The sequence below is a fragment of the Acidimicrobiales bacterium genome (assembly GCA_025455885.1).
In the GTDB taxonomy this organism is placed as follows: Bacteria; Actinomycetota; Acidimicrobiia; order Acidimicrobiales; family Acidimicrobilacustridaceae; genus Rhabdothermincola_A.
In genome coordinates, this window is the sequence record JALOLR010000005.1 from 91,349 (window position 1) to 111,187 (window position 19,839).

At 72.6% G+C, this 19,839-nt stretch carries 20 protein-coding genes; 11 read left to right on the forward strand and 9 right to left on the reverse strand.

What is annotated here, in order from left to right; all coding sequences use genetic code 11:
- Positions 1–73 precede the first annotated feature (73 nt).
- From tkt to MUE36_05760, 5 genes are all read left to right on the forward strand, one after another.
- Positions 74–2,029, forward strand: a complete 1,956-nt coding sequence (tkt, locus tag MUE36_05740) for a transketolase (protein ID MCU0310425.1) — start codon at positions 74–76, stop codon at positions 2,027–2,029.
- A gap of 120 nt (positions 2,030–2,149) precedes the next feature.
- Positions 2,150–3,241, forward strand: coding sequence for a transaldolase (tal, locus tag MUE36_05745; GenBank protein MCU0310426.1), 1,092 nt, complete (start codon positions 2,150–2,152; stop codon positions 3,239–3,241).
- Positions 3,238–3,909 (forward strand): 6-phosphogluconolactonase, encoded by a 672-nt coding sequence (gene pgl, locus MUE36_05750; protein ID MCU0310427.1) that lies wholly within the window; start codon positions 3,238–3,240, stop codon positions 3,907–3,909. The genes tal and pgl overlap by 4 nt, the downstream gene beginning before the upstream one ends.
- Before the next feature lie 41 nt (positions 3,910–3,950).
- A complete protein-coding gene (locus tag MUE36_05755) occupies positions 3,951–4,400 on the forward strand; it encodes a hypothetical protein (GenBank protein MCU0310428.1) in 450 nt (149 codons plus the stop codon).
- A gap of 10 nt (positions 4,401–4,410) precedes the next feature.
- Complete coding sequence (locus MUE36_05760) at positions 4,411–5,202, forward strand: S-methyl-5'-thioadenosine phosphorylase (protein MCU0310429.1); 792 nt, start codon at positions 4,411–4,413, stop codon at positions 5,200–5,202.
- Between the two features lie 3 nt (positions 5,203–5,205).
- Here the strand turns inward: MUE36_05760 and MUE36_05765 are convergent, their stop codons facing one another.
- On the reverse strand, positions 5,206–6,180 hold the full coding sequence (locus MUE36_05765; GenBank protein ID MCU0310430.1) for a PQQ-dependent sugar dehydrogenase: 975 nt from the start codon (positions 6,178–6,180) through the stop codon (positions 5,206–5,208).
- 79 nt (positions 6,181–6,259) lie between these two features.
- On the opposite strand from MUE36_05765, the gene cofH reads away from it, so the two are divergent.
- The gene (gene cofH, locus MUE36_05770; protein MCU0310431.1) at positions 6,260–8,614 is read left to right on the forward strand and encodes a 5-amino-6-(D-ribitylamino)uracil--L-tyrosine 4-hydroxyphenyl transferase CofH; all 2,355 of its coding nucleotides are present in this window, start codon (positions 6,260–6,262) and stop codon (positions 8,612–8,614) included.
- Positions 8,615–8,622: 8 nt separating this feature from the next.
- A complete protein-coding gene (locus tag MUE36_05775; protein MCU0310432.1) occupies positions 8,623–9,681 on the forward strand; it encodes an LOG family protein in 1,059 nt (352 codons plus the stop codon).
- Here MUE36_05775 and MUE36_05780 read toward each other — a convergent pair.
- Entirely contained in the window at positions 9,669–9,875 is a 207-nt protein-coding gene (locus tag MUE36_05780) for a hypothetical protein (GenBank protein MCU0310433.1), read from the reverse strand. The genes MUE36_05775 and MUE36_05780 overlap by 13 nt on opposite strands.
- A 79-nt stretch (positions 9,876–9,954) precedes the next feature.
- Here MUE36_05780 and MUE36_05785 point away from each other — a divergent pair, with 79 nt between their 5' ends.
- From MUE36_05785 to MUE36_05795, 3 genes are read left to right on the forward strand one after another with little or no spacing between them, the layout of a single operon-like run.
- A complete protein-coding gene (locus MUE36_05785) occupies positions 9,955–10,716 on the forward strand; it encodes a hypothetical protein (protein MCU0310434.1) in 762 nt (253 codons plus the stop codon).
- 4 nt (positions 10,717–10,720) lie between these two features.
- Positions 10,721–11,656 carry an AAA family ATPase gene (locus MUE36_05790; GenBank protein ID MCU0310435.1) on the forward strand — a complete coding sequence of 312 codons (936 nt, stop codon included), beginning with the start codon at positions 10,721–10,723 and terminating at the stop codon, positions 11,654–11,656.
- A gap of 1 nt (position 11,657) precedes the next feature.
- A complete protein-coding gene (locus MUE36_05795; protein ID MCU0310436.1) occupies positions 11,658–12,695 on the forward strand; it encodes a hypothetical protein in 1,038 nt (345 codons plus the stop codon).
- On the opposite strand, the gene typA is transcribed toward MUE36_05795, so the two are convergent.
- Positions 12,685–14,520, reverse strand: coding sequence for a translational GTPase TypA (typA, locus tag MUE36_05800; GenBank protein ID MCU0310437.1), 1,836 nt, complete (start codon positions 14,518–14,520; stop codon positions 12,685–12,687). The two genes, MUE36_05795 and typA, sit on opposite strands and share 11 nt — an antisense overlap.
- 71 nt (positions 14,521–14,591) lie before the next feature.
- Positions 14,592–14,780, reverse strand: a complete 189-nt coding sequence (locus MUE36_05805; GenBank protein ID MCU0310438.1) for a hypothetical protein — start codon at positions 14,778–14,780, stop codon at positions 14,592–14,594.
- 90 nt (positions 14,781–14,870) lie between these two features.
- On the opposite strand from MUE36_05805, the gene MUE36_05810 reads away from it, so the two are divergent.
- Entirely contained in the window at positions 14,871–16,427 is a 1,557-nt protein-coding gene (locus MUE36_05810) for an alpha-amylase family glycosyl hydrolase (protein ID MCU0310439.1), read from the forward strand.
- Positions 16,428–16,449: 22 nt separating this feature from the next.
- On the opposite strand, the gene MUE36_05815 is transcribed toward MUE36_05810, so the two are convergent.
- Genes MUE36_05815 through MUE36_05835 form a run of 5 tightly spaced genes read right to left on the reverse strand, consistent with a single transcriptional unit; the run spans position 16,450 to position 19,839 of the window.
- Positions 16,450–17,595, reverse strand: coding sequence for an HRDC domain-containing protein (locus MUE36_05815; protein MCU0310440.1), 1,146 nt, complete (start codon positions 17,593–17,595; stop codon positions 16,450–16,452).
- Positions 17,596–17,624: 29 nt separating this feature from the next.
- Positions 17,625–17,954, reverse strand: coding sequence for a rhodanese-like domain-containing protein (locus MUE36_05820; protein MCU0310441.1), 330 nt, complete (start codon positions 17,952–17,954; stop codon positions 17,625–17,627).
- A gap of 56 nt (positions 17,955–18,010) precedes the next feature.
- On the reverse strand, positions 18,011–18,613 hold the full coding sequence (locus tag MUE36_05825) for an NTP transferase domain-containing protein (protein ID MCU0310442.1): 603 nt from the start codon (positions 18,611–18,613) through the stop codon (positions 18,011–18,013).
- A 7-nt stretch (positions 18,614–18,620) separates the two neighbouring features.
- Entirely contained in the window at positions 18,621–19,376 is a 756-nt protein-coding gene (locus MUE36_05830) for a class I SAM-dependent methyltransferase (GenBank protein MCU0310443.1), read from the reverse strand.
- A gap of 7 nt (positions 19,377–19,383) precedes the next feature.
- Positions 19,384–19,839 carry a DUF3151 domain-containing protein gene (locus MUE36_05835; GenBank protein MCU0310444.1) on the reverse strand — a complete coding sequence of 152 codons (456 nt, stop codon included), beginning with the start codon at positions 19,837–19,839 and terminating at the stop codon, positions 19,384–19,386.

A 19,839-nucleotide genomic window follows, 5' to 3' on the forward strand; every position in this document is an offset into this window, starting at 1 on the left:
CCGGAGGGCTCGGCCACCCAGACCGGGCGGGCGGAGCCGACCACTAGTGTGCGGCCGTCCGCGAGGAGGATCCGTGACCGACCACGAGCTGCAGTCCCGCACCATCGACGTGATCCGTGGCCTGGCCATGGACGCCCCCCAGAAGGCGAACTCGGGACATCCGGGCACCGCCATGGCCCTCGCTCCCCTGGCGTACGCGCTGTGGACGCGGATCATGCGCTACGACGCCACCGCTCCCCACTGGCCCAACCGCGACCGCTTCGTCCTGTCGAACGGCCACGCGTCGATCCTGCAGTACTCGATGCTCTACCTGACCGGGTTCGGTCTCACCCTCTCCGACATCGAGGACTTCCGGCAGTGGCAGTCACCGACGCCCGGACACCCCGAGGTCCACCACACCACGGGCATCGAGGTGACCACCGGGCCCCTCGGCCAGGGTGTCGCCAACGCCGTCGGCATGGCACTCGCCGAGCACTGGCTGCGCGCCCGCTTCGGCCCTCAGCTCTTCGACCACCACACCTTCGCGTTCTGCGGGGACGGGGACCTCGAGGAGGGCATCAGCCACGAGGCGTGCTCCCTGGCCGGCCACCTCGGCCTCGGCAAGCTCGTGATGGTCTACGACGACAACCACATCTCCATCGACGGCCCGACGGAGCTGGCCCTCAGCGACGACGCCCCGGCCCGCTTCTCGGCCTACGGGTGGCACGTGGAGAACGTCGGGGAGATCGGCGAGGACGTCGACGCCCTCGAGGCGGCCGTCCGTCGCGCCATGGACGTCGACGACCGCCCGTCGCTCGTCGTGCTGCGGAGCCACATCGGCTACCCGTCGCCGAAGTTCACCGACACCGCCGCCGCGCACGGGAGCCCCCTCGGCACCGAGGAGATCCGCGCCACCAAGGCCCTCATGGGCGTGCCCGACGAGGACTTCTGGGTCCCCGAGGACGTGCTCGACCACATGCGCGCCGCGGGCACGCGGGGGCGCGAGGCCCGTGAGGCGTGGGAGCAGCTGCACCGCGAATGGACCCGCGACCGGGCCGAGCTCGACGCCGCCCTCGCCGCCACCGGGCTGCCCGGATGGGAGTCCGCCCTCCCCACCTGGGAGGTCGGCGAGAAGGTCGCCACCCGCAACGCCGGGAAGAAGGCCATGAACGCGCTCCTGCCGGTCGTTCCCGGCCTCCTCGGCGGAGGGGCGGACCTCACCGGCAACACCGGCGTGGAGATCGACGGCGCCGAGGCGTTCTCCGTGTCCGACCGCCGCGGCCGGCAGATCCACTTCGGGATCCGCGAGCACGCCATGGGAGGGATCATGAACGGGATGGCCGCCCACGGCGGCGTGATCCCGTTCGGCGGCACCTTCTTCGTCTTCTCCGACTACATGCGCCCGTCGGTCCGTCTCGCCGCGTTGAGCGAGCTGAAGGTCGTCTACTCGTGGACGCACGACTCGGTCGGCCTGGGCGAGGACGGCCCCACCCACCAGCCCGTCGAGCACCTCGCCTCGTTGCGGGCGATGCCCAACCTGCGGGTCATCCGCCCCGCCGACGCCAACGAGACCGCGGCCGCCTGGCGGGTGGCCATCGAGCGCGACGGGCCGACCGCCCTCGTGCTGAGCCGTCAGAACCTCCCCGTCCTCGAGGGCACCGGCGACCACGACGCCGTGGCGCGGGGCGCCTACGTCCTCGGCGCCGGCGCCGACCCCGACGTCGTCCTCATCGGGACGGGCTCGGAGGTCCAGCTCTGCGTCGCAGCCGCCGAGCAGCTCGCCGGCGACGGCGTCACCGCCCGGGTCGTGTCGATGCCCAGCTGGGAGCTCTTCGCCGAGCAGACCGACGAGTACCAGGTGTCGGTCATGGGCGTCGACGTCCCCCGGGTCTCCGTCGAAGCCGGGTCCACCTTCGGCTGGTCGGCATGGGCCGACGCATCGGTGGGCTTCGACCACTTCGGGGCCAGCGCGCCGGGCGCCGAGGTACTCGAGCGCTTCGGGATCACCGTCGACAACGTGGTGGCCCACGCCCGGATGGTGCTCGACTGATCGCCCACCGGGGTGCGGGTCGACCCGCCCGCCGACCCCGATCGCCGTACGCTCACCCCCTGACCCAGACCCCCCGCCCTCCCCGCCCGACCGCCCGGTCGAGCGCCCCAAGGAGTCCCGATGAGCCGGTTGTCCGATCTGTTCGCCCAGCACGGCCAGAGCCCCTGGCTCGACAACATGCGCCGGGACTGGATCCAGGACGGCGAGATGGAACGGTGGGTCGACGAGGGGGTACGCGGCATGACGTCGAACCCCACGATCTTCCAGAAGGCCATCGAGGGCGGTGAGGTCTACGACGAGCAGTTCTCCCGCCTCGTGGCAACCGGCACGAGCGTGCTCGACGCCTACTGGGAGATGGTCGTGGACGACATCCGCCACGCCCTCGCCATCCTGCGCCCCGTGCACGACCGCAGCGACGGACTGGACGGGTACGTGTCGGTCGAGGTGTCGCCCCTGTTGGCCCGTGACACCGACGGGACGCTCGCCGCGGCCCGTCACCTCAACACCCTGATCGACGAGCCCAACCTCTACGTCAAGATCCCGGGCACCGTCGAGGGACTCCCCGCGATCCGCCAGATGATCGCCGAGGGGCGCAGCGTCAACGTCACGCTGCTCTTCTCCGTCGCCCGGTACCGCGACGTCATGGAGGCCTACATCTCCGGGCTCGAGGGCAAGGAGGGGGACCTCTCCGGGGTGTCCTCGGTGGCCTCGTTCTTCGTCAGCCGCGTCGACGCCGAGACCGACGCCCGGCTCGAGGCCATCGGGACCGACCAGGCCCTCGGCCTGCGTGGCAAGACCGCGGTGGCGAACGCGCAGGTCGCCTACGAAGCCTTCGTCGAGACCTTCACCGGCCCTCGCTGGGAGGCCCTCGCGGCCCGGGGCGCCCGGGTGCAGCGCCCCCTCTGGGCCTCGACGTCCACGAAGAACCCCGACTACCCCGGCACCGTCTACGTCGACACCCTGATCGGCCCGGACACCGTGAACACGATGCCCGAGGGCACCCTCGCCGAGTTCGAGGACCACGGCACGCTGGCCCGCACCATCGACGCCGACCTCCCCGCCGCCCACGCGGTGCTCGACGAGCTGGCCACGGTCGGTGTGTCCCTCGACGACGTCACCACCACCCTCGAGGACAAGGGCGTGGCGTCGTTCTCCGCGTCGTTCGACGACCTGCTGGCCTCGCTCTCGACGAAGGCGGACACGCTGAGATGATCGGCGAGCTCGCGGTCGTCGACGACGTCCCGGGGGCGTTCACCCGCCGGGTCGTCGACTCGTTCGCCCGTCGGCCCGCGCCGGGGTTCTCGCTGGCGCTGTCGGGGGGTGCCACCGCACGAGCCTGCTACGAGCGACTGGCGATCGACGCGGCCGACGCCATCGACTGGTGGCAGGTCGACGTGTACTGGGGAGACGAGCGGTGCGTCGCGCTCGACGACCCCGACTCCAACTACCACCTCGCCCGAGAAGCCCTGCTCGACCGGGTGGGGGCCGCCAACGCCACCTGGCCCATGCGCTGCGACGAGGGCGCCGAGCCGTACCAGCTGCGGGTCGGTCAACTCGGCCGGTTCGACGTCGTCCACCTCGGCCTCGGCCCCGACGGGCACACCGCCTCGCTCTTCCCGGGATCAGCAGCCCTCGACGCCGATGCCGGGCGGCTGGTGACCCTGAACGACGACCCGCTGGGCCACAACCCGCATCCCCGCATGACGCTCACCTTCGAGGGGATCAGCCGGTCACGCCTGGTGCTGGTCACCGTCGCCGGGGCCGAGAAGGCCGAAGCGATGGCGCGGGTCGCGGCGGACGACCCCACTGCGCCGGCGACGCGGATCTCCGGCGACGAGGTGGTGTGGCTGGTCGACCCGGCCGCCGCCGCCCGACTCTGAGCCTCGGCCGCGTCCCCCACGGCGCCACTAGGCTGCCCGCCGTGCGTGCCCACCGGCTCCTCCTCCCCCTCGTCGTCCTCCTCGCCGTCGTGTCCATGGGCGCGGCGTGCTCGAGCGACGTGCAGAGCTTCGACGGGTCCGCCCCGTCGTCCACCCGGGAGGAGCCCGACGCCCCCTCGGAGGAGCTCGGCGCACCGGGCGAGGCGCTCGACGCCTCCCAGATCCGGTGCCTGGACGACGAGCTCGTGGAGGTCCCCTGCGACGACCTCCACGTCTACGAGGAGTTCGAGCTGCCGGGGACCGACCTCAACGACTGCGTCACCACGATCGAAGCCTCGAGCGACCTCACCATCGTTCCCGACCCGGACGAGCCCGGCGACCTCGAGATCGACGATCCCCGGGTGAACGGTCACGCCTACACGAGCATCGGGGAGGGCGTGTCGTGCCAGATCACGCTGGCCGAGCCCCGCACCGGTACGTTCCTCGCCTGATCCGGACCCGGTGACCGTTCCCCCGCGCCCGGAGCACCACGCCACCGAGTGGACGGCCGACGTCGGGGTGATCGGCGGGTCGGGCTTCACCCACCTGCTCGACGACACCGAGGAGATCCGGCTCAGGACCCACTGGGGCGACCCGTCCTCGCCCGTGACCGTCGGCACCCACGAGGGGCAGCGGGTGGCGTTCCTGTCACGCCATGGCGACGACCACCAGTGGCCGCCGCACCGCGTCAACTACCGGGCGAACATCGACGCCATGCGCCAGCTGGGCGTCCGGGCCCTGTTCGGCCCCTTCGCCTGCGGCTCGCTCCGACCCGACCTGGGGCCGGGCGACCTGGTGGTCGTCGACCAGTTCGTCGACCGTACCAACGGCCGTGCCGACACGTTCCACGACCACTTCCACGACGGGCCCCGTCACGTGTCGCTCGCCGATCCCTACGATCCGCGACTACGCGGCGCCCTCGTCGATGCCGCCCGGGACCGGGGGGTCCCCGTCCGCGACGGCGGGACCGTGGTGGTCGTCAACGGACCCCGCTTCTCGACACGGGCCGAGTCGGCGTGGATGGCCGCCCAGGGCTGGCACCTCGTGAACATGACCCAGCACCCCGAGGCCACGCTGGCCGTCGAGGCGGGCATCCCCTACGCCGGCCTGGGGCTGGTCACCGACCGCGACGTCGGCGTCCCCGACGATCCCGACCACCCCCCGGTCACCCAGGAGGCGGCGTTCGCGGCGTTCGCCGAGAACATCGACCGGGTGCGCGCCCTGCTCCTCGACGCGGCGACGCGCGTCTCCTGAGCTTCAACGCCAGGCGGTGGCGGTGATGGCGACCCCGTCGTCGGCGCCCATCGCGAGGCGCCCGTCGACCAGTCGAACCACGCCCGTGCGACAGGGGCGCGCCAGCTCCACGGACGCGACCGCGCCACCGTCGATGCGCACCTCCTCCACCTGCCTGTCGAGGTAACCGCAGACGGCGAAGCGGCCGTCGCGGACGACGAGCCCGGACGCCGCCCGCTCCCCCTCCCCGGGCCCGTCGAGGGCGGTGGCCTCCGTCGCAGGCCGATCGGCCCGCCCGAGGCGCTCCGGTCCGTCGCCCCCGGTGTTGTCCGCCACCCAGACGACCCCGTCGTCGGCGACGGCGATGGCGAACGGGTTGTTCCAGCCGGCGGAGAGGACGCGGGGACGCTGGTCGGGCGTCCCATCCGGGTCGAGGGCGAGGATCTTGCGGTTGGGGACCTCGGGGTCGTCCCCCAGGCCCCGGTCGGCGAGGAGGTCGCCGATGCCGACGACGAGCTCACCGCCGACGGCGAGGAGACGGCCGCCGTTGGCGGCGTCGGCGGAGACCGGGCCCTCCCACACGAGTCGCCGCTCCGGTTCCCCGTCGAGCTCCCCGACGACCAGACGACGGTCACCGGGCCTCGTCCAGGAGGCGAAGAGACGCCCATCGGCCAGGCGGGCGACGCCGAGCAGGCCACGTTGGTCGTCGGCGGACGCGACGACGTCGACCTGCGTGACCGGGGTGATCGCCCCGTCGGGGTCGATCCGATCGATCCGTCCGGTGAGCCGGTCACCCACGAGCAGCGAGCCGTCGGACTCGGCCCACAGCGCGGCTGCTCCCCCGGCGGAGCCGGGGACGATCCGGCTGTCGGCCGTCGGCGGAGCCGCGGAGGTCGCGGACGGCGACGAGGCGTCGGACGAGCAGCCCACGGCGAGCAGGCCGACGACGACAGCGAGCACGGCGCACACGACCTGTCCAGGTGGGCGGATGAGAGCCATCTCGGACCCGACGCTACCCACTGCGACTGCGACCGACCGTCGACCGGGGGCCCACGACAGGGGGCAGTAGGGTGCGGCCATGTCTGTGGCCTTCGACGCGCCGCGGGAACAGCTGATGACCGAGGCGCGAGCGGTGCGCGACGCCGCCCACGGCAACCGCATCACGTACTCGCCCAAAGTCTTCATCCCGCTCACCATGTTGTGCCGGGACAAGTGCGGGTACTGCACCTTCGCCCAGCCCCCCGCCCGCCTCGACGCCCCCTACCTCGACGCCGACGAGGTGCTGGCCATCGCCCGCGCCGGCGCCCGGGTCGGGTGCCACGAGGCCCTGTTCACCCTCGGCGAGCGCCCGGAGCTGCGCTACCCGGTCGCCGCGCGCTGGCTGGCGGAGCGCGGCTTCGAGTCGACCGTCGACTACCTGGCGGCGATGGCCCGCCTGGTGCTCGAGGAGACCGGGCTCCTCCCCCACGCCAACGCCGGTGCGTTGAGCCGCGACGAGCTGGCCCTCCTGCGGCCCGTCTCGCCCTCGCAGGGGATGATGATCGAGACGCTGCGCGACGACCTCGACTGCCACCGCGGCGCCCCCGACAAGGCCCCGCAGCGCCGGCTGGACACCCTCGAGTGGGCGGGCGAGCTCTCGATCCCGTTCACCACCGGGATCCTGGTCGGCATCGGCGAGGACCGGGACGACCGGATCGCCGCGCTGGAGGCCATCGCCGCGTCGCACCGCCGACACGGCCACGTGCAGGAGGTGATCGTCCAGAACTTCCTGCCCAAGGCGGGCACCACGATGCACGCCGCGCGACCGTGCCCACCCGACGTGTACCTGGACGCCATCGCCCTCGCCCGGCTCATCCTGCCCCCCGACGTCCACCTCCAGGCCCCGCCGAACCTCTCCGACGACTTCGGGGTGCTGCTCGACGCCGGGATCGACGACTGGGGTGGGGTGTCCCCGGTCACGGCCGACCACGTCAACCCCGAGCGGCCCTGGCCGGCCCTCGACCGGCTGCGCCGGGTCACCGAGGACCGCGGGTTCACCGTGGCCCCCCGCCTCACCGCCCACCCGTCGTACGTCCACGACCCCGGGCGCTGGTTCGACCCGAGCCTGGCCTTCGCGGTCATGGACCGCAGCGATGCCGAGGGCCTCGGACGTGACGACCCCGGGGCGGTGCTGGTCCAGCGCCTGGCCCCGGCCGCACCCGAACAGGTCGACGACGGGGTCGAGGTCCTCCACATCGGTGCCCGGTCCACGGCCTGGTACGCCGGCACCTCGAACCGCCCGCCGGTCCTCGTCCCGGGGGCCCCCTCCTCACGGCCGGGCGGCGCGGTGGCCGAGGTCCTCGACGGCGTCCTCGACGGCCAACAGGTGGAGATCGACGAGATCGTCACCCTCTTCTCGGCCCGCGGACCCGAGGTCGTCGCCGTCGCCGAGGTCGCCGACGAGCTGCGCCGCCGACGGGTCGGCGACGTGGTCACGTTCGTCCACAACCGCAACATCAACTACACGAACGTGTGCACCTTCAAGTGCCGGTTCTGCGGCTTCAGCAAGGGCCCGCTCTCGCTGAACCTGCGGGGCACCCCCTACCTGTTGACGCTCGACGACATCGCCGGTCGGGCCCGCGAGGCGGCCGACCTCGGCGCCACCGAGGTCTGCCTCCAGGGCGGCATCCATCCCGACTTCGACGGCGACTACTACGTCGACGTCGCCCGTGCCGTGCACGAGGTGGCCCCTGGGCTGCACATCCACGGGTTCACCGCCCTCGAGGTCACGGAGGGCGCCCGGCGCCTCGGGGAGCCGCTCGCCGACTATCTCCGCCGGTTGATGGACGTGGGCCTGAAGACCCTGCCCGGCACCGCGGCCGAGATCCTCGACGACGACGTCAGGGCGATCCTGTGCCCCGACAAGGTGACCACCGACGAGTGGCTCGAGGCCCACCGCACCGCCCATCGCGTGGGGCTGCGCTCCAACATCACGATCATGTTCGGGGCCGTCGAGCGACCGGTGCACTGGGCCCGCCACATCGTGCGCACCCGCGACCTGCAGGTCGAGACGGGCGGGTTCACGGAGTTCGTGCCCCTCCCCTTCGTCCACATGGCCACACCGCTCTACCTCCAGCACCGGGCCCGTCGCGGCCCGACGTTCCGCGAGACCCTGCTCATGCACGCCGTCCCCCGGATCGCCTACGACGGCCTGATCGACAACATCCAGACCTCCTGGGTGAAGCTGGGCCGCATCGGCGTGGAGCAGACCCTCCGCGCCGGCGCCAACGACGTCGGCGGCACGCTGATGGACGAGAACATCAGCCGCGCGGCCGGTGCCGACCACGGCCAGGGGATGGTCGAGAGCGACTTCCGCGAGTGGGTGGAGCCGCTCGGCCGCACCCTCGAGCAACGCACCACCCTCTACGACCGGGTCGCCGCCGGCGTCGCCTGAGCAGACCCGTGGCCTCCCGCCGTGCGCCGCGCTACCGGACCGGCGACCCCGACCTCGACGCCCGGATCCTCGACCTGCTCGAGGCGGCCGGGACGCTCGACCAGGCCGACCTCGTCTTCGAGATCCTGGTGTCGGGCGTGAGGCTCGGACGCGAAGGGGTCGACCGGGGCGACCTCAAGCTCGTCAACTCGGCGCTGAAGGAGCTGCGCTACGCGTTCGGGGTCTTCGCCCCGTACCGCGAGACCCGGAAGGTGTCGATCTTCGGCTCCGCGCGCACCGAGGTGGACGATCCCGCCTACGTGGCGGCACGCGACTTCGGTCGGGCGATGGCCGCCGAGGACTGGATGGTCATCACCGGGGCGGGGCCGGGGATCATGGAGGCGGGCATCGAGGGCGCCGGCGCCGACGCCGCGTTCGGCGTGAACATCGTCCTGCCCTTCGAACAAGAGCCCGCCGGGTTGCTCGCCGACGATCCGAAGCTCGTGAACTACCGCTACTTCTTCACGCGCAAGATCGCCTTCATGAAGGAGTCGTCGGCGTTCGCCCTCCTGCCGGGCGGGTTCGGCACCCTCGACGAGACGTTCGAACTGCTCACCCTGATGCAGACGGGCCGTTCGGCGTTGTGCCCCGTGGTGCTCATCGAGCCCGAAGGGTCGACCTACTGGCGCAGCTGGATGCGCTTCACCGAGACCGAGCTGGCCGGACGCTCCCTCATCTCACCCGACGACATGGCCTTCGTGCGGGTGTGCGCCACCACCGACGAGGCGGTCCGGGAGATCTGCCACTTCTACCGCCGCTACCACTCGATGCGCGTGGTCGGCCGCCGCCTGGTGATCCGACTGCAGCGGGCCCCCGACACCCACGAGCTCGCCGAGCTGAACGCCGAGTTCGCCGCCATCGTCGCCGGCGAGCCCATCGAGGTGGTGGCGGCGTCGGCCGGGGAGGTGGAGGACGGGGACGTGGTCGACCTGCCCCGCATCGCCTTCACCTTCGACCGCCGGAGCTTCGCAGGGCTGCGCCGCCTGATCGACCGTCTCAACGAGAACGACCGGGATCAGGTGCCGTAGCCGTCGTCGGGTTCCCGCAGGATGTTCGCCGCCTTCTCGACGGCCCGCCGGGCCCGGGTGAGGCGCTTCTCGTCGACGGGCAGCTCATCGCCGCCGGCGTCGATCGAGGCCCGCAGGCGCTCGATCGCGAGGTCGGCCAGCTCCTCGGCGATGGCGTCGAGACGCTCCCTGATCTCGTCGAACTCGCCGGCCACGGCCCTATCGTGCCCGATCGGGCCGGTAACCTGCCCACCCCAGCCGCGAACGTCAGGTCCCGCCTTGGCCCGTACCCCCGTGTCGATACCCGTCGTGGCCGACCGCGCCACCGACGTGCACGAGTGGCTCTCCTTCGACCACGACGGCGCCACCTACACCTTCGACGCCACCTTCCTGTCGAGCAACTGGACCTGCATCTACGGGGCGGGCTGCCCGGGGATCGGCGAGGCGTCGGCCCCCGAGCTCGAGCTCGGGTGCTGCAGCTGGGGTGCGCACTTCATCGACAAGAAGGACCGCAAGGCCACGCTGCGGCGAGCCGAGCAGCTCACTCCGGACGAGTGGCAGCTCCGCGACGAGGCGGCGGCGCTGGGCGGCCCGGCGTTCAAGTCCGAGGACGGGGTGTGGCAGACCCGGGTGGTCGACGGCGCCTGCATCTTCCTGAACCGGCCGGACTTCCCCACCGGGGCCGGGTGCGCGCTGCACCAGGCGGCGCTGCGGCGCGGCGAGAGCGTCCTCGCCTGGAAGCCGGAGGTGTGCTGGCAGGTCCCGATCCGCCTCGACTACCACCGGGACGACAACGACCACCTCACCTACATCCTGCGGGAGTGGAAGCGGCGCGACTGGGGACCCGGCGGCGACGACTTCCACTGGTGGTGCACCGAGGACCCGCTGGCCTTCGTCGGCCACGAACCCGTCCACGTCGCCTGCCGCGCCGAGATCGAGGCCCTCGTCGGGCCCGCGGCGTACGCCGCCCTGGCCGACCTGCTCGCCGAGCGGGCAGCCCGGCCCGGACTGCCCCACCCCGCGCTCAACCAGAGCCACGACGCGGCCGAAGGGTAAGGCGATGATCGCGTTCACTGCCAACGAGCTCCAGCGTGCCGCCGACGACGAGGGGATGCTGTTCCCCGACTACGTGCTCGACCAGCTCGTCGCGGCGATCGACTCGGGCAAGCACGTCATCCTCACCGGCCCGCCCGGGACCGGGAAGACGACGCTCGCGTACATGGCCGCCGAGGTGGCCCGCAAAGCCATGTTCTGCACCGGCTACCTGCCCACCACGGCCACCAGCGAGTGGACCACGTTCGAGACCATCGGCGGCCTCCAGCCGACCCCCGACGGGCTGATCTACCGCCCGGGGTTGTTCATCGACGCCATCCAGGCCGGCCGGTGGCTCGTCATCGACGAGCTCAACCGGTCGAACTTCGATCGGGCCTTCGGTCAGCTCTTCACGGTCCTGTCGGGGTCGGCGGTCGTGCTCCCCTTCAAGCGCAAGGGCAGCTCGGACCCGATCTCGCTCGTGCCCGCCGGGGTCGAGGCGCCCGAGAAGACCGACATGATCCGGGTGCCCGCCAACTGGCGGATCATCGCCACCATGAACGTGTTCGACAAGAACCTGCTCTTCGACATGAGCTACGCGCTCATGCGGCGCTTCGCCTTCATCGAGGTGGGGACCCCTTCCGACGAGGCCTACGTGAAGCTCCTCCAGGGTCCCGGAGCGATCGTGACCAAGCTCCTCGGGCTGCGGGAGTTCACCGATCTCGGCCCGGCTGTCTACCTCGACGCCGCCAAGTACGCCGCCCGGCGGGCCAAGGACGCCCCCAGCGAGTCCCGCCTGCTCTACGAGGTGTTCTACGCCTACTTCCTCCCCCAGTTCGAGGGCATGGAGGACCGCCGGGCCACCACGCTGTACCGGACGGTGGCCGCCGACCTCGACGAGCCGGAACGGCTCGAGGCCCAGCGCACCATCCGCGACGTCCTCGGCGTCGATCTGGCCATCTGACATGGCCGCCGAGGAGGCGACCGGGGTGACCGGGGGCGACGCCGAGGACGCCGACGAGGAGTTCGCCGAGCTCTACGAGCGCCTCGCCCGGCCCTTCGACGTGATCAGCACCGTCGCCGCGCTCCTCGGGCTCACCCCGATCGCCACCTCGCAGTTCGTGGGCAGCGCCACCGCCCGCAGCCCGGAGGCGGCACGCCTGATCGCGACGATGCCCGCCACCGTCCGGGCCCTGGCCACGTCGGTCCAGTCCCGCAACGAGCGTTGCGTGGGCGAGCTGCGCGGCCCCGTGCTCTGGAGCGCCACCATGTCGGCGCGGGCGTCGAGCTTCGGCGACGAGGGCCTCTTCGTGTGCGCCACCCCGAGCCGGGCCTACGACGTGGAGGAGAACCAGGTGCTCGTCGCCGCCCTCCACAGCATCGCCCGCGGCGCACGCGACGCCAGCAACCACATGAAGGCCCCGGTCGCCGACCTGTTGCTCGACCTCACCCGCCAGGCGGGATCCGAGGCATCGCGGTGGCTCGATCACCCGACGATCGCCGACATCCCCCGCCAGCGCGCCGGGGCCCGGGCCATCCGCCGCACCCGGTCCGGGAAGCACCGTCGCACCTACGAGCCCGCGCTGGCGATGCTGGCGAGGGCCGCCGACCCCGTCACCGCCGCCGAGGTCGCGCCGTGGCGGGACCAGCGGACGCGCGCCCAGCACCACGTGCTGATCGGCGTCGTGCGGCGCCTCGAGCGCGAAGGCCGTCAGCTCCCGCCGTTCCGGGTGGAGCGCGGTTCGCTCTTCGCGGGCCCGGTCCAGTACCACCACGCGCGCTGGCTGGGGGACCGCGACACCGTGTCGGGCATCACCATCGGTCGTCTCCTCGTCGACGTGCCGACCCGTCTGCACGATCCCGACCGGGTCAGGGCGGAGGCCGAGCTGGCCGCCCGGGGTGGCGGGCGCCCCACCCGCGCCATCCTCCAGGAGTCCGACATCGACGCCGCGATCGACCAGGCCATCGAGCTGGCCCGCATCCGGACGAAGGTCACTTCCTGAGGCGTCGCCGATCGGACTCCTTCAGCACCCGTTTGCGGATCCTGAGGCTGGCGGGGGTCACCTCGACGAGCTCGTCGTCGGCGATGAACTCGATGGCCGACTCGAGGGTGACCTCGCGGGGGGGCGTGAGCTTGATGGCGTCGTCGGCGGCGTGGGTCCGGATGTTCGTCTTCTGCTTCTCGCGCACGACGTTCACCTGCATGTCGTCGGGCCGGGCGTTCTCGCCCACGACCATGCCCTCGTAGACGGCCTCACCGGGCCCGACGAACAGCTCCCCCCGCTGTTGCAGGTTGTCGAGCGCGTATCCGGTCGTCTGGCCCACCCGGTCGGCGATCATCGCGCCGCCCTTCCGGCCGGGGAGATCGCCCACCCACGGGATCCAGCCCGAGTGGTGCTGGTGCATCAGCGCGGTGCCCCTCGTGGCGGTGAGGAGCTGGGAACGGAAGCCGATGAGACCTCGCGACGGGGCCTCGACGGTGACGATCGTGCGCCCGATGTCGCCGGGGCGAAGGTCGCTGACCTTGCCCTTGCGGGGGGCCAACGCCTGGGTGACCGTGCCCACGTGCTCGTCCGGCACATCGATCACCGCCCGCTCCAGCGGCTCGTGACGGGACCCGTCGATCTCGCGGACGATCACCTCCGGGCGGCTCACCTGCAGCTCGTAGCCCTCCCGGCGCATCGTCTCGATGAGCACGGCGAGCTGGAGCTCACCGCGCCCGGCGACCTCGATCACGTCCGGCGAGCTGGTCTGGTCGACCCGGATGGAGACGTTGCCGAGCACCTCGCGGTCGAGGCGCTCGCGAAGGTGACGGGATGTGAGATAGGTGCCCTCCTTGCCGGCGAGCGGGGAGGTGTTCACCCCGAACGTCATGCGCAGCACGGGCTCGTCGACGCTGAGCCGGGGCAGGGCCTCGGGCCGCACCGGATCGGCCAGGGTGTCGCCGATCTCCACCTCGGGGAACCCGGCCACCACGAAGAGGTCGCCGGCGACGACCACGTCGGCCTCCTCGCGACCGATGCCCGAGAAGCGCATGAGCTGGCTCAGCTTGCGCTTCAGCGGGGCCTGACCTTCGTCCTCCTCGCACAGGGCGACCGTCTCGCCGCGCCGCAGGGAGCCGCGCACGACCCGCCCGATGGCCAGACGCCCGAGGTAGTCGCTGGCATCGAGGTTGGTGACGATCGCCTGCAGCGGGGCGTCGGGGTCGCCGGCCGGGGCGGGGACGGTGTCGAGGAGCGCCTGGAACAACGGCGTGAGGTCGTCGTCGGGACCGGGCATCCCCACCCCGGCCACCGCCCTGCCCTCCCGGGCGATGGCGGAGATCACCGGGAACTCGATGGCCGACTCGTCGGCGTCGAGGTCGAGGAAGAGCTGGTAGATCTCGTCGAGCACCTCGTCGGGGCGGGCGTCGCCACGGTCGACCTTGTTGAGCACCACCACGGCCGGGAGATCGGCGGCGAGCGCCTTGGACAGCACGTAGCGGGTCTGGGGCAGGGGTCCCTCGGCCGCGTCGACGAGCAGGACGACGCCGTCGACCATGGTGAGCGCCCGCTCGACCTCACCCCCGAAGTCCGAGTGCCCGGGCGTGTCGACCAGGTTGATGCGGGTCGCCTGCCAGGTGACCGACGCCGCCTTGGCGAGGATGGTGATGCCCCGCTCGCGCTCCTGGTCGTTCGAGTCCATCACCCGGTCGACCAGGGCCTGGTGCTCGCCGAACACCCCACTGGCGCGCAACAGCGCGTCGACGAGGGTGGTCTTGCCGTGGTCGACGTGGGCCACGAGGGCCACGTTGCGCAGGGCGGTGGGGGCGGGATCGGCGGGGGGCACGAAGGATCGAGCCTACCGGGGCTCGGGCCCGGCGGTGACCGGGTCGAGGGTCGGCGCAGGGCCGGCCCCGCTCAGCTCCCCCAGGTGGCGTCGTCGCTCTCGCGCTCGTACATGCACCACGAGGAGTGGTCGTGACCGGGGTCGGCCCCGCACTCCGGGCAGGGCTCGGCGTCACGCGCATCGAGGATGGCGTCGAGGTCGTCGTTGTTGCGCTTGAGTGCTCGGGCCTCTTCGAAGCGCCGATGTCGCCCCTTCTTCACGGGCCAACTCCCGTCCGGTGAACGTAGGGTTCGAGTGTAACGGCTGCGACCCCGTCGACCGTGCCACGTCTCGACCCTAGGATCGCCGTGGTGAGCGCCGATCCGTGGTGGATGACGGGGGTGGTCTACCAGATCTATCCCCGATCGTTCGCCGACGAGGACGGCGACGGGATCGGCGACCTCGCCGGCATCCGGGCCCGGCTCGGATACCTCGCCTGGTTGGGCGTCGACGCCGTCTGGCTCTCGCCGTTCTACCCCTCGCCGATGGCCGACTTCGGCTACGACATCACCGACCACTGCGACGTGGACCCGGTCTTCGGCTCCCTCGCCGACGCCGACGCCCTGATCGCCGAGGCGCACGCCCTCGGGTTGCGGGTCCTGCTCGACTGGGTGCCCAACCACACCTCCGACCACCACCCCTGGTTCGTGGAGGCGCGATCGTCCCCCGACAGCCCTCGGAGGGACTGGTACGTGTGGCGATCGCCCGCTCCCGACGGCGGGCCGCCGAACAACTGGGTCGCGGCGTTCGCACCCGTGCCGGCCTGGACCCTCGACGAGGCGAGCGGCGAGTACTACCTGCACTGCTTCCTCCCGGAGCAGCCGGACCTCGACTGGGGCAACCCCGAGGTGGTCGAGGCGATGCACGACGTGGCCCGCTTCTGGCTCGACCGCGGGGTCGACGGGTTCCGCATCGACGTGGTCCACCTCATCGGCAAGGACCCCCTGCTGGCCGACGATCCCCCCGAGCTCCTGCCCATCCCGCACGTGGCGCTGAACGACCGTCCCGAGGTCCATCCCCTGCTGCGGGGGATCCGGACCCTGCTCGACGAGCGGCCGGGGAACCGGGTGGCCGTCGGGGAGGTGTACCTGCTCGACCTGGACCGGATCGTCACCTACTACGGCCACGGCGACGAGTTGCACCTGGCGTTCAACTTCCCGGCCCTGTACGCCCCGTGGGACGCGCGTGCCTGGCGGACGCAGATCGAGTCCGCAGCCGAGCGCCTCGATCCCGTCGACGCCTGGCCGACCTGGGTGCTGTCGAACCACGACAACCCCCGCCACCGCACCCGCCTCGGCGGTTCGGAGGCCCGGGCCCGGGCGGCCGCCGTGCTCCTGACGACGCTGCGGGGGACGCCGTTCCTCTTCGCCGGCGAGGAGCTCGGCCTGCTCGACGCCGACATCCCCCCCGGTGCCGAGGTCGATCCGGGCGGCCGCGACGGATGTCGGGCCCCCATCCCGTGGGAGAGCGGGCCGCGCCACGGCTGGCCGGCCGACCCGTGGCTCCCGTTCCCACCCGAGAGCGAGGCCCGCAACGTGGCCGCCGCGCGTGACGATCCCGACTCGGTGCTCAACCTCTACCGCGACCTGCTGCACGCCCGGCGCCACAGCCCGGCCCTCCACCGCGGGGCCCTGCACCTCCTCGATGCCCCGGAGGGGGTCCTGGCCTGGGCCCGCTCCGCCCCCGACGGGGATCGCCGGATCGTGGTCGTGAACTTCACCGACGTCCCCGTCGACCTCGCCGCCCACCCGATCGACGCGACCCTCGACGGCCTCGTCGTGGAGATCGCCTCTGACCGGGTCGGCGAGGGCGGGGCCCCGGCCCCCACCCTGGGTCCGGACCAGGCACTGCTGCTCCGGCCGAGCTGAGGGGACACCCACCCCCGGTCGATCAGTCCAGGGGCCGGTTGGAACGCTCCTCGATGACGAGATCCCCGCCGCCCGCGAACGCGACGGCCGCCGACCCCTCCACCAGCCGGCGGATGGGCTCACCGACGATGGCCCCCCGCCAGCCCTCGGCGAGGCGGGCGTCGTCGTCGCCGCGCAGGAGCGCCTCGAGGTCGCTGCGGGTGGCCAACAACGTCGTGTCGATCTCGAGGTCGCGGGCGAGCTGGGCCACCCACGCCGACACGAGGGCCACCGCCGGGCGCAGGTCGCGGTCGAGGGGCCCGTTCCCGCCTTCGGCCACCTCCGGCAGCGGTCGGTCCTGGCTGTCACGCACCGCGGCGAGGAGGCTCTCGACGGCGTCGGCGCGGAAGCCGCGGTCGAGGCCGCGGATCCGCTCGAGCTCCTTGCGGCTCGACGGCGGCCGTTGCGCGATGCCCACGACGGCCATGTCGGACAGCACGTAGCGGACCGGGATGTCGAGCTCGGCGGCCCGACGCTCGCGCCACGCGGCCACCGCCCGGGCCACGGCCCGGGACCGCCCCTTGAGTTGGCGGGCTTCCTTGATGCGCCGCCACGCCTCCTCGGGGTCACGCTGACCCCGCGAACGCATCAGCAGCCGCTCGCACTCGTCGAGAGCCCATTGGCGGCGACCACGACGGTCGAGGTCGTCCAGCAGGCGGTGCTCGACCTCGAGCAGGTAGGCGACGTCGTTGGCGGCATAGGCGAGCTGGGCGTCGGTGAGGGGCCGCTGCAGCCAGTCGGTGAGCCGATCCCCCTTGCCGACCCTGACGTCGACGATGCGCTCGTAGAGCGACGACAACGACGGGGTGCTCATCCCCACGAACCCGGCGGCCAGCTGGGTGTCGAACAGCCGCGACGGCGCTGCGCCGCAGGCGAGCTGGAGGACCTCGAGGTCCTGGTCGGCGGCGTGCAGGACGGCGGTGCCCGGCCCCTCCAGGACCTGGGCCAGTGCGGCCACGTCGACGGCCAGCGGATCGAGGAGGACGATCTCACCGGGCCAGGCGAGCTGCATGAGGGCCAGCTTCGGGAAGTACGTGCGCTCCCGGTGGAACTCGGTGTCGAGCGCGTACTCCGGTTGATCGACGAGGGCGGCCACGACCTCGGCCAGACCCCTCTCGGTGTCGACCATCCGGTAGCGGGGCGCGGCGGCCTCGGCGCTCAGTGCGGTTCGCCGCCCGTGACGACGGGCTGGCCCGCCTCGATCCAGGCCTTGGTGCCCCCGGCGACGTTGACGGCGTCGATCCCCTCGGCGCGGAGGTGGGCCACGGCCCGGGCGCTGCGACCGCCGACGGCGCAGACGACGAGGACCGGCGCGTCGGTCGGGAACTCCGCGATCCGCTCGGGGACGGTGGTCAGAGGGACGTGGACGGCGCCCGGTACGTGGCCGCCGTGGTACTCGTCGTCCTCGCGCACGTCGACCACGACGACGCCGTCGTCGAGGCGGCGGACCAGGGTCTCGATGTCGATCTCGGGCACGTCGTCGCTCACGTGTCGCTCCGCAAGGCGTGGGGGCAGGGCCGGCTCCCCCAGGGGGGAGGGGGGCCTCAGGGAGCGTACCGCTGCAGGTCCTCGGGTCGGTCGACGTCGGCGAGGGCGGACGGGACCAGCCCGCCCACCTCGACGACACCGAGGTCGGCGAGGACACGACGGGGTGCCCGCTCACCCGAGGCGAACGCCGCCTCCATCGCCGCCGCCGCGAGCCGGGGTCGCCACGCACCGGTCAGCGGCTGCGGCCGACCGTCGGCCAGCGCCAGGGCAGCGGCCGCCTCCGGCGCGACCCGCAACGCCGTCACCAGGGCGGTGATGGTCGCGGCGTCGACGGCGGGCATGTCGCACGCCGTGACGACGACGATCGGATCGGGGTCGATCGCCGCCGCGGCGGCGAACGCCGTCAACAGTGCGCCGAGCGGCCCTTCGCCAGGGGTGCGGTCCTCGACGTAGACGGCCCCCGGGACCGCCCGGGCGAGGCCGAGGCGGTCACCGCCGACGACGAGCACCGGGTCGGCGCCGGCGTCCGCCATGGCCTGCACGCCGACGGCCACGAGCGGACGCCCACCCACGTCGACGAGGGCCTTGTCGCGACCCATCCGCCGCGACGCGCCGCCGGTGAGCACTGCGCCGACGAGGCGCGCCGAGCGACCGCCCACGGCGGCGTCAGTAGGGCCAGGGCTTGTCGTCGGGGAACCCGAGCGCTCTGGCGGCCGGGCGCAGCCTGGCCAGGATGAGGACCTTGATGACCACGTTGCTCGCCCACCACGGCAGCTGGGCGAGCTGGGCGTTGCGGGAGCGGCGCCGTTGGCGGGGTGAGAGCTCTACCCGGCGGTACTCGGCCATCGAGCCGGAGCGTCCGACGTACTCCCAGTGCGCGGACGGGACCAGCTCGGCCAGGATCGCCAGGGTGACGCCGACGGAGCTGAACGAGTCGTGGATCAGCATCGTCCCGCCCGGCGCGACACGGCGCCCCCACGAGACGATGTCGTCTCGGGCGGGCCCGAACCGGTGGGCCCCGTCGATGTAGAGCAGGTCGATGTCGCCCTCGACGGCATGGTGGGCGTCGTGGGAGAACTCCCGCACGTAGCGCACCCGGTCACGCACCCCGGCTGCCTCGAGGTTGGCCAGGAAGACGTGGTGGTCCGTTTCCGCCTCGGCCTCCTTGCCGCGGATCTCCTGCGGGCCGCGGTCGTTGCCGCCGTGCGGATCGATGGCCACCACGACCGTGTCGGGAGGGAGCCCGAGCGCGGTGATCACCGTCGATCGGCCCCGGAAGCTCCCGATCTCGACCACGGTCGCCCCGGGCTGCAGCTCGCCGGCCCGGTCCCACAGGCGCTGCGCCTGGTCGTCGGTCAGCCAACCGTCGACGCCCTCGAGGGCGACGACGGCGTCGGTGAAGGTCGGGGTCGCACCCGTCATCGGGGGCTCATTCGGGTGCATCCGGATCGGAGGGCGGCCAGGTGGGATCGAGCTGGAGCAGGAACAACGAGCACCGTTCGGCCTCGTCGTCCTCGCCGATCTCGGCCGCCACCCTGGCCAGGCCGGCCAGCGAGCGCAGGAAGCCGCGGTTCGTGGGGTGCTCCCACCGCACGTAACCCGAACCCCTCCAGCCGTTGGCCCGCAGCGCGTCGAGGCCCCGGTGGTAGCCGACTCGGTACGCGGCGTACTGCTCGATCGGGTCGCGGCCGACGTCGCCGAGCCGACCCCAGGCCTCGCTCCACCGGGGATGGTCGGCGACGACTGCGGCGAGCAGCTCGCGGCGCGCCTCGGGAGGCGCCGCCAGAGCAGCGTCGAGCCGGGCACGGCTCTCGGCGGGCTCGGGGGGCAGCACCGTCTCGGGGGGACCGGACGACATGAGGTGCACGGGACGGGAGTCGCTCAT

Bases quoted from the DNA above. Each gene is read 5' to 3' on its own strand.
- tal (MCU0310426.1), top strand. From the start codon at position 2,150: ATGAGCCGGTTGTCCGATCTGTTCGCCCAGCACGGCCAGAGCCCCTGG.
- pgl (MCU0310427.1), top strand. From the start codon at position 3,238: ATGATCGGCGAGCTCGCGGTCGTCGACGACGTCCCGGGGGCGTTCACC.
- MUE36_05765 (MCU0310430.1), bottom strand. From the start codon at position 6,180: ATGGCTCTCATCCGCCCACCTGGACAGGTCGTGTGCGCCGTGCTCGCT.
- cofH (MCU0310431.1), top strand. From the start codon at position 6,260: ATGTCTGTGGCCTTCGACGCGCCGCGGGAACAGCTGATGACCGAGGCG.
- MUE36_05790 (MCU0310435.1), top strand. From the start codon at position 10,721: ATGATCGCGTTCACTGCCAACGAGCTCCAGCGTGCCGCCGACGACGAG.
- MUE36_05795 (MCU0310436.1), top strand. From the start codon at position 11,658: ATGGCCGCCGAGGAGGCGACCGGGGTGACCGGGGGCGACGCCGAGGAC.
- MUE36_05815 (MCU0310440.1), bottom strand. From the start codon at position 17,595: ATGGTCGACACCGAGAGGGGTCTGGCCGAGGTCGTGGCCGCCCTCGTC.
- MUE36_05830 (MCU0310443.1), bottom strand. From the start codon at position 19,376: ATGACGGGTGCGACCCCGACCTTCACCGACGCCGTCGTCGCCCTCGAG.
- MUE36_05835 (MCU0310444.1), bottom strand. From the start codon at position 19,839: ATGAGCGACTCCCGTCCCGTGCACCTCATGTCGTCCGGTCCCCCCGAG.